Annotated in this window: 9 protein-coding genes; all 9 read left to right on the plus strand. The window is 67.0% G+C overall.

All coding sequences use genetic code 11. The features are described from left to right. Positions 1–108 precede the first annotated feature (108 nt). Positions 109–744, plus strand: a complete 636-nt coding sequence (gene nth, locus AD428_RS17855; RefSeq protein ID WP_053246071.1) for an endonuclease III — start codon at positions 109–111, stop codon at positions 742–744. Positions 745–1036: 292 nt separating this feature from the next. After that, complete coding sequence (locus AD428_RS17860; protein ID WP_053246078.1) at positions 1037–1810, plus strand: ABC transporter ATP-binding protein; 774 nt, start codon at positions 1037–1039, stop codon at positions 1808–1810. Continuing rightward, the gene (locus AD428_RS17865; protein ID WP_053246072.1) at positions 1807–2502 is read left to right on the plus strand and encodes an ABC transporter ATP-binding protein; all 696 of its coding nucleotides are present in this window, start codon (positions 1807–1809) and stop codon (positions 2500–2502) included. Before AD428_RS17860 ends, AD428_RS17865 begins: the two co-directional genes overlap by 4 nt. A 104-nt stretch (positions 2503–2606) precedes the next feature. After that, positions 2607–3821, plus strand: a complete 1215-nt coding sequence (locus AD428_RS17870; protein ID WP_053246073.1) for an ABC transporter substrate-binding protein — start codon at positions 2607–2609, stop codon at positions 3819–3821. A gap of 96 nt (positions 3822–3917) precedes the next feature. Next, positions 3918–4805, plus strand: coding sequence for a branched-chain amino acid ABC transporter permease (locus tag AD428_RS17875; protein WP_053246074.1), 888 nt, complete (start codon positions 3918–3920; stop codon positions 4803–4805). Next, on the plus strand, positions 4802–5785 hold the full coding sequence (locus AD428_RS17880) for a branched-chain amino acid ABC transporter permease (protein ID WP_053246075.1): 984 nt from the start codon (positions 4802–4804) through the stop codon (positions 5783–5785). The genes AD428_RS17875 and AD428_RS17880 overlap by 4 nt, the downstream gene beginning before the upstream one ends. Positions 5786–5861: 76 nt before the next feature. Next, positions 5862–6878, plus strand: coding sequence for an ABC transporter substrate-binding protein (locus AD428_RS17885; RefSeq protein ID WP_053246076.1), 1017 nt, complete (start codon positions 5862–5864; stop codon positions 6876–6878). 121 nt (positions 6879–6999) lie between these two features. Beyond that, a complete protein-coding gene (locus tag AD428_RS17890; RefSeq protein WP_053246077.1) occupies positions 7000–7845 on the plus strand; it encodes a branched-chain amino acid aminotransferase in 846 nt (281 codons plus the stop codon). Between the two features lie 66 nt (positions 7846–7911). Next, positions 7912–9264, plus strand: a 1353-nt coding sequence (locus AD428_RS17895) for a phosphocholine-specific phospholipase C (protein ID WP_082308479.1), incomplete at its 3' end; no start/stop codon positions are given.

Below are 9264 nucleotides of genomic sequence, written 5' to 3' on the forward strand. Positions count from 1 at the left end.
CCCGCCGGCGCGCGAACCCGACAGCGCGGCCGACGAAGCGGCCCGCAAACGCTCCGCCATCGAAAACGCCCTGGCCCGCGCACGGGCCCGCCGCCACGCCACGCGCTCATGAACGCCGCCAAACGACGAGAAATATTCGCCCGCCTGCAGGCGGCCAATCCGCACCCCACCACCGAGCTGGAATACCAGACGCCGTTCCAGCTGCTGATCGCCGTGCTGCTGTCGGCCCAGGCCACGGACAAGTCGGTGAACATCGCGACCCGCAAGTTCTTCCCGCAATACGGCACGCCCGAGGCCATGCTGGCGCTGGGCGAGGAAGGACTGGCCGGGTACATCAAGACGATCGGCCTCTACCGCACCAAGGCGAAGAACGCCATCGCCACCTGCCGCATCCTGATCGAGCGCTACGGCGGCCAGGTGCCGCAGACGCGCGAGGCCCTGGAATCGCTGCCCGGCGTGGGCCGCAAGACCGCCAACGTGGTGCTCAACACGGCGTTCGGCCAGCCCACCATGGCGGTGGACACGCACATCTTCCGCGTGTCCAACCGCACCGGCCTCGCGCCCGGCAAGAACGTGCTCGAAGTGGAGCAGAAGCTCGAAAAGGTAGTGCCGCGCGAATACATGCAGGACGCGCATCACTGGCTCATTCTGCTGGGCCGCTACGTGTGCGTCGCGCGCAAGCCCAAGTGCCCGCAATGCGGCATTTCGGACCTCTGCGAGTACAAGCAGAAAACGCCCGCCTGACGCGCCGCGCCCCGGCCGGCGCCTCGCCGCGAGCGCCTATTTGCTGCGACGCATTGACCCGGGCCGCGCCCGCCGAGCCCGGTAATCCGCACATTGTCGGCGATCCGACAATTCCCCTTGCCGCACTGCAAAACCTATGACAAACCCTCATGGAATTTTGAGAGGGAGGTGCGCATACTCGCCGGCAACTCTCTGAAAAAGGCGGGCGCGTCCCGGTTTTTTCAGCCGCAAGGGCCGGGCGGATCGCCGGGCGGGGACCCACATAAATAAAATCAACGCTGGTATGGCGGACATGGACGACACGATCCTGGAGACAAAAGGCCTCACCAAGGAGTTCCGCGGTTTCGTCGCGGTCAATGGGGTCGACTTGCGCATCAAGCGGGGCGAGATTCATGCCTTGATCGGGCCGAACGGCGCGGGCAAGACCACATGCTTCAACCTGCTGACCAAATTCCTGGCGCCCACCTCGGGAACCATCAAGTTCAACGGCATCGACATCACCGGCGAGAAGCCTGCGCAGATCGCGCGGCGCGGCATCATCCGCTCGTTCCAGATCTCCGCGGTGTTTCCGCACCTGACGGTGCTGGAAAACGTGCGCATCGGCCTGCAGCGCCAGACCGGACTCTCGTATCACTTCTGGCAAAGCGAGAAGCGGCTGGCCGCGCTGAACGAGCCGGCGCGCGCGCTGCTCGACGAAGTCGACCTGGGCGGCTTCGCCGACGAACTCACCGTGAACCTGCCCTACGGCCGCAAGCGCGCGCTGGAGATCGCCACCACGCTGGCCATGGAACCCGAGCTGATGCTGCTGGACGAACCCACCCAGGGCATGGGCCACGAAGACGTGGACCGCGTCACGCGGCTCATCAAGCGCGTGAGCGCCGGACGCACCATTCTCATGGTCGAACACAATATGAATGTGGTGTCCTCGATCGCCGATACCATCACCGTGCTGGCGCGCGGCTCGGTACTGGCCGAGGGGCCCTATTCGGAAGTCTCCCGCCATCCGGCGGTGATGCAGGCCTACATGGGCACTACCGAAGGCGAATTGCAAGGAGCGCATGCATGAGCACCCCGGCGTTGGAAATCTCGGGCCTGCAGGCCTGGTACGGGGAATCCCACATCCTGCACGGCGTGGACATGCGCGTGGGGCAGGGCGAGGTCGTGACCCTGCTCGGCCGCACCACCACCCTGCGCGCCATCCTGGGCCTGACCGGCTCGCGCAAGGGCTCGGTGCGCATCCACGGCACGGAAGCCATCGACCTGCCGACCTACAAGATCGCCCATCTCGGCGTGGGCTACTGCCCCGAGGAACGCGGCATCTTCGCCAGCCTGTCGTGCGAGGAAAACCTGCTGCTGCCGCCCGTGGTGGGCTCGCTGGGCGGCGGCATGTCGCTGGCCGAGATCTACGACATGTTCCCCAACCTGCAGGAACGCCGGCATTCGCCGGGCACACGCCTGTCCGGCGGCGAGCAGCAGATGCTCGCGGTGGCCCGCATCCTGCGCACCGGCGCCAACCTGCTGCTGCTCGACGAGATCTCCGAGGGCCTCGCGCCCGTCATCGTGCAGGCGCTGGGCCGCATGATCACCGCGCTCAAGCAGCGCGGCTACACCATCGTCATGGTGGAACAGAACTTCCGCTTCGCCGCGCCGCTGGCCGACCGCTTCTACGTCATGGAGCACGGCCAGATCGTGGAGCACTTCGAGGCCGGCGAGCTTTCGGAGAAACAGGACACGCTCAATGAGCTGCTGGGTGTCTGAGCCGGCCGCGGCGCGCCCGGCATGGCGATCGGCTGAATAACAACACAATCTGACGTCCGCCGGCTTGCCGGCACACATACACCAAAGGGAAGAGGAGTCATCCCATGAAGCTGCACACCATCACTGCTGCACTGGCCATGGCAGGCCTGGGATTCGCCGGGGCTACCGCCCAGGCTCAAGGTATCTCCGACGATGTCATCCGCATCGGCTTCATCACCGACATGTCCGGCGTCTACTCGGACATCGACGGCAAGGCCGGCCTGGAGGCCGTGCGCATGGCCATCGAGGATGCCGGCGGCGCCATCAACGGCAAGAAAATCGAGGTTTACTCGGCCGACCACCAGAACAAGGCCGATGTGGCCTCGGCCCGCGCCCGCGAATGGTTCGACCAGCAAAAGGTCGACGTGATCATCGCCGGCACCAACTCGGCCACCAGCCTGGCCATGGCCGCCGTGGCGGCCGAGAAGAAGAAGCCCCTCCTGGCCATCGGGGCCGGCGCGTCCGACCTGACCAACGCGCAATGTTCGCCCTACACCGTGCACTATGCCTACGACACCGTGGCGCTGGCGCGCGGCACCGGCTCCGCGGTCGTGAAAGACGGCGGCAAGAGCTGGTTCTTCCTGACGGCCGACTACGCCTTCGGCCACGCCCTCGAACGCGACACCATGAAGGTGGTGAAGGACGCGGGCGGCGAGGTCAAGGGCGCGGTGCGCGCTCCGCTGGGCGCTTCGGACTTCTCCTCCTTCCTGCTGCAGGCTCAGGCCTCCAAGGCGCAGATCCTGGGCCTGGCCAACGCGGGCGGCGACACGATCAACTCCATCAAGGCCGCCAATGAGTTCGGCGTAACCAAGACCATGAAAATGGCCGGCCTGCTGGTGTTCATCAACGACGTGCACTCGCTGGGCCTGCAGGCCACGCAGGGCATGTACCTGACCGACGGCTGGTACTGGGATCAATCCGACGAATCGCGCGCCTGGTCCAAGAAATTCGAAGCCAAGATCGGCCGCAAGCCGTCCATGCTGCAGGCCGGCGACTACTCCGCCGTGGCGTTCTATCTGAACGCCGTCAAGGCCACCGGCACCGACGACGCCGACGCCGTCATGAAATGGATGAAGTCGAACAAGGTGAACGACTTCTTCGCCAAGGGCGGCTACGTGCGCGAAGACGGCCGCATGATCCACGACATGTACCTCATGCAGGTGAAGACCCCGGCCGAGTCCAAGGGTCCGTGGGACTACTACAAGGTCGTGGCGACCCTGCCCGGCGACGAGGTCTACACCAAGCTCTCCGAGTCGACCTGCAAGCTGGTCAAGAAGTAATCCCCATCGCACGATCCCGCGCCGCGGCCCCGGATGCGTTCCGGGCCGCGGCCTGAATCCGCTCGCCTTCATTCGCATGCGCAGGACTTTCACAAGATGAGTGACATTTTCGGCATCCCCATACAGGCCCTGTTCGGCCAGCTCCTGCTGGGCCTGGTCAACGGCTCTTTCTACGCCATGCTGTCGCTCGGGCTGGCCGTCATCTTCGGGCTGCTGAACGTCATCAACTTCGCCCACGGCGCGCTCTACATGCTGGGCGCATTCATCACCTGGATGGGCTTGTCGTACCTGGGGCTCAACTACTGGATCATGCTGATCCTGGCGCCCCTGGTGGTCGGACTGTTCGGCATCGTCATCGAAAGACTGCTGCTCAGGCACCTCTACAAGCTGGACCACCTCTACGGGCTGCTGCTCACCTTCGGGCTGACGCTGCTCATCGAGGGTCTGTTCCGCAGCTTCTACGGCGTGTCGGGGCAGCCCTACCCCACGCCCGAGGCGCTGCGCGGCGCCACCAACCTGGGCTTCATGATCCTGCCCAATTACCGGGGCTGGGTGGTGGCCGCATCGGTGGTCGTGTGCCTGGCCACCTGGTATGTCATCGAACGCACGCGGCTGGGCGCGCTGCTGCGCGCCGGCACCGAGAACCCCCGGCTGGTGGAAGCCTTCGGCGTGAACGTGCCGCGCATGATCATGCTCACCTACGGCTTCGGCGTGGCGCTGGCCGGCTTTGCCGGCGTGCTGGCCGCGCCGGTGCTGCAGATCTCCCCGCTCATGGGATCCAACCTCATCATCGTGGTGTTCGCCGTGGTGGTGATCGGCGGCATGGGGTCCATCATGGGCGCCATCGTCACCGGCCTGGGCCTGGGCGTCATCGAGGGATTGACCAAGGTGTTCTGGCCCGAGGCTTCCAGCACGGTCGTCTTCATCATCATGGCCATTGTTCTGTTGCTCCGCCCGGCCGGGCTGTTCGGAAAAGAAAAATGAATCGTCAATTCCTAGGCTATGCGGTACTGGCCATCGTCGTGGCCGCCCTGCCCTTCGTGGGGGTGTATCCGATCTTCGCCATGAAGGTCATGTGCTACGCCCTCTTTGCCTGCGCGTTCAACCTGCTGCTCGGGTTCACCGGCCTGCTGTCCTTCGGGCATGCAGCCTTCCTGGGCAGCGCGGCCTACGCCACGGGGCACGCGCTCAAAGTGTGGGGCTTTCCCACCGAGATCGGCCTGCTCTTCGGCGTGGCCGTGGCCGCGCTCCTGGGCCTGGCCATGGGCGCGCTGGCCATCCGCCGCAGCGGCATCTACTTCGCCATGATCACGCTGGCGCTGGCGCAGATGGTGTTCTTCTTCTTCCTGCAGGCGCACTTCACCGGCGGCGAGGACGGCCTGCAGAGCGTGCCGCGCGGCACCCTGCTGGGCGTGGTGGACCTTTCCAAGGACCTGAACCTGTACTACCTGGTGATGGCCATCTTCATCCTCGGCTACTTCGTCATCTGGCGCACCGTGCACTCGCCCTTCGGGCAGGTGCTCAAGGCCCTGCGCGAAAACGAGCCGCGCACCATCTCGCTGGGCTACGACGTGGAACGCTTCAAGCTGCTGGCCTTCGTGCTGTCGGCGGCCATCGCGGGCCTGGCGGGGGCGACCAAGACCCTGGTCTTCGTGTCGGCCACGCTGTCGGACGCCACCTGGCAGATGTCTGGCCTGGTCATTCTCATGACCCTGATCGGCGGCCTGGGCACGCTCACCGGCCCCATCCTGGGCGCGTTCATCGTGGTGCTGCTCGAGAACAAGGTGGGCGACTTCGGGCAGGCCATGGCCAGCCTCACGGGCGTGGACTGGTTCCTGCGCCTGGGCGAGTCGGTGACCATCGTGATCGGCCTCATCTTCGTGATCTGCGTGCTGGCTTTCCGCCGCGGCATCGTGGGCGAAGTGAGCGCCTTCATGGAGCGCCGCCGGGCGGCCCGCGCCTGACGCGACGCGCTGCCCGGACATGCCTGGGCAGCGCGCTCTACAATGGCGGGCACATCCCAAGCAAAGGTGCCCGACCATGCGCTACCCCTTGCTCCCGCGGCGCGCCCTGGCGCGTGCCGCCGCCGCGGCCGTCCTGTGCGCCGCCCCGGCCGCCCATGCCGCTGCCGCCTGCGAAGTCAGCCGCCCCGTGCGCTTCAGCGGCCTGAACTGGGAATCCAACCTGGTGCTGGCGGGCATCGAGCGCTTCGTGCTCGAACACGGCTACGGCTGCAAGACCACCGTCGAGATCGGCGAAACCCTGCCCATGCTGGCCGCGCTGCAGCGCGGCGACGTGGACATCACTCCCGAGGTGTGGCCCGGCCAGATCGAAGGCGCCTGGAAGAAAGCGCTGGCCAGCGGCAAGGTCAAGGGCGTGGGGCACGTGTACGACGCCGGCGAAGGCTGGTACGTGCCGCGCTATACGGTGGAACGCCATCCCGGCCTGAAGTCGGCCGCCGACCTGGCGCGCTACAAAGAGGCGTTCGCCGACCCTGAAGAACCCGGGCGCGGCCGCATCTACGGCTGCCCCGCGGGCTGGGCCTGCGGCACGCTGAACGAGAACCTCCTGCGCGCGCTGGGGCTGGAGCGCGACTACACCCTCTTCGCGCCCGGCTCGGGCGCGGCGCAAAAGGCCGCCATCATGTCGGCCTACAAGCGCAAGCGCGACATCGTGTTCTATTACTGGACGCCGACTTCGCTGGTGGGCGCGCTCGACCTCGTCAAGCTGGAGCTGCCGCCCTTCGACCAGGCCGCCTATACCTGCATGACCGATCCCAAGTGCGAGCACCCGGTGCCCACCGAATTCAAGCCCAATCCGGTCGTGACCGGCATGAACGCGGACTTCGCGCGCCAGGCGCCGCGCATCGCGGAGTTCCTCGGCAGACTCAGCATTCCCGCTCCGGCCATCGACGACACGCTGGGCTGGCTCGAAAACGAAGGCAAGGAACCCGACGACGCGGCGCGCTACTTCCTGCGCCGCTACGCCGAAGTCTGGAAGGCATGGGTGCCCGCCGACGCCGCGCAGCGCGTGCAGGCCGCCCTGGACGCGCCGTAGCGGGCCGTCCGGAACCGGGCCCGCGCGGCCTGTTGGTGCCAAGCGGCGCCGGCCCGGTTATCCTGACGGTCCGGCACGCCGGCGCGCCGCGCCGGCGCCACCACATACCGAAGGAATCGACATGGACGCCCTGTTTTGGCACAACGGACACTGGTCTACCGAAAACCCCAAACTGCTCGGCCCCGCCGATCACGCCTTCTGGATGGCGAGCATGGTGTTCGACGGCGCGCGCGCGTTCCGCGGCCTCACCCCCGACCTGGACCTGCACTGCCAGCGCGTGGTCCGTTCGGCCGAGAAAATGCTCATGAAGCCGCAGCTCGGCTGGGAGAAGATCCAGGATCTCTGCCTGCAGGCCGTGGCGCGCTTTCCCGAAGGCAGCGAGCTCTACATCAAGCCCATGTTCTTCTGCGCCGACGGCTTCCTGCTGCCCGAGGCCGACAAGACGCAGTTCGTGCTGCACGTCTTCAAGGTGCCCATGCCGGGCGACCAGGGCTTCTCGGCTTGCTTTTCCAGCTTCGCCCGCTGCTGGCCCAACATGGCGCCCACCGACGCCAAGGCCTCCTGCCTGTATCCCAACGGCCAGCGCGCGATCCGCGAAGCCGCCGCCAAGGGCTTCGATAACGCCATCATGCTCGACGGGGACGGCAACGTGGCGGAGTTCGCCACCAGCAATCTCTGGATCGCCAGGGACGGCGTGGTGAGCACGCCGGCCGACAACGGCACTTTCCTGAACGGCGTCACCCGCCGGCGCGTGCTGGCGCTGCTCCAGGCCGAGGGCGTGGACGTGCGCGAGCGCACGCTGACCCGCGCCGACGTCGAGGCCGCCGACGAAGTCTTTTCCACCGGCAACTACGGCAAGGTGGTGCACGTGAACCGCGTCGAAGACCGGCCGCTGGAATACGGTCCCATGGCGCGCCTGGCGCACCGGCTCTACATGGAGTACGCCGAAAGCACGCGCGCGCGCTAGGGCCGCCTTCCTCCGACTCCCGCTGCCCGCCACCCGCGGGCAGCGTCGCATCCAAGGATTCCGAGCATGCACACTCGACGCGATTTCCTGCGCGGCAGCGCCAGACTCGCCGCCGCCGGCAGCGCCCTGTCGCTCTTTCCCGCCTCGATCCGGCGCGCCCTGGCCATTCCCGCCAACCGGCGCACCGGCACGCTGCGCGACGTGGAACACATCGTCATCTTCATGCAGGAGAACCGGTCTTTCGACCATTATTTCGGCGGGCTGGCCGGCGTGCGCGGCTTTGGCGACCGCTTTCCGATCCCCGTGCCCGACAGTCCCGACCGCAGGCACCGCAGCGTCTGGGCGCAGTACAACGACCGCCCCGACGGCGGGCCGCGCACCGTGCTGCCCTTTCACCTGGACACGCGCCAGGTTTTCGAGACCATGCGCGTGGCCAGCACGCCCCATACCTGGTCCAACGCGCAGGACGCCTGGGACGCCGGCCGCATGGGCAACTGGCCCGCGGCCAAGAAGAACCACTCCATGGCGTACTTCACGGAAAGCGACATGCCTTTCCAGTACGCGCTGGCGCGGGCCTTCACGCTGTGCGACGCCTATCACTGCTCTTTCACGGGCGGCACCAACACCAACCGGCTCTTCCTGTGGACCGGCACCAACGATCCCCTGGGGCGGGGCAACGGTCCGGCGCTGGGCAACACCTACAACAAGCTCTCCGGCGGCGATCCGGCGGGCGGCTACACCTGGACGACCTACCCCGAACGCCTGGAGCAGGCCGGCATCAGCTGGCGCATCTACCAGAACATGGCGGACAACTATTCGCTCAACCCCACGGCCGGCTTCAAGCGCTACCGCGACGCCTACAAAGGCGCGGCCGGCTCGCAAGCCGCGCTCAAGGAAAAGGCGCTGACCACGCGCGACCTCGACCTGCTGCGCCGGGACGTGCTGGAGGGCAAGCTGCCGCAGGTATCGTGGATCTGCGCCACCAAGGCCGGCTCGGAGCACCCCAGCCCCTCCAGCCCGGCGCAGGGCGCGGACTACACCGCGCGCGTGCTGGACGCCCTCACGGCCAACCCCGAGGTGTGGAGCAAGACGGTGCTGCTGCTGATGTTCGACGAGAACGACGGCTTCTTCGACCACGTGCCCCCGCCCGCGCCGCCCACCCGCCTGCCGGGCGGGGCGCTGCTGGGGGCATCCACGGTTGACACCACGGGCGAATACCACGAGCTCGTGCGCGGCATCGAAAAAGACGACACCCCCGCGCATCGCCACGGCGTCTACGGGCTGGGGCCGCGGGTTCCCATGTATGTGATCTCGCCCTGGACCAAGGGCGGCTGGGTCAATTCCGAGGTGTTCGACTTCGCCTCGCCCAGCGACGAGAACCTGCTGCGCAGCCTGCCGGCCACCGCCGGCCAGGCCGCG

Source organism: Achromobacter sp. DMS1 (assembly GCF_001270295.1).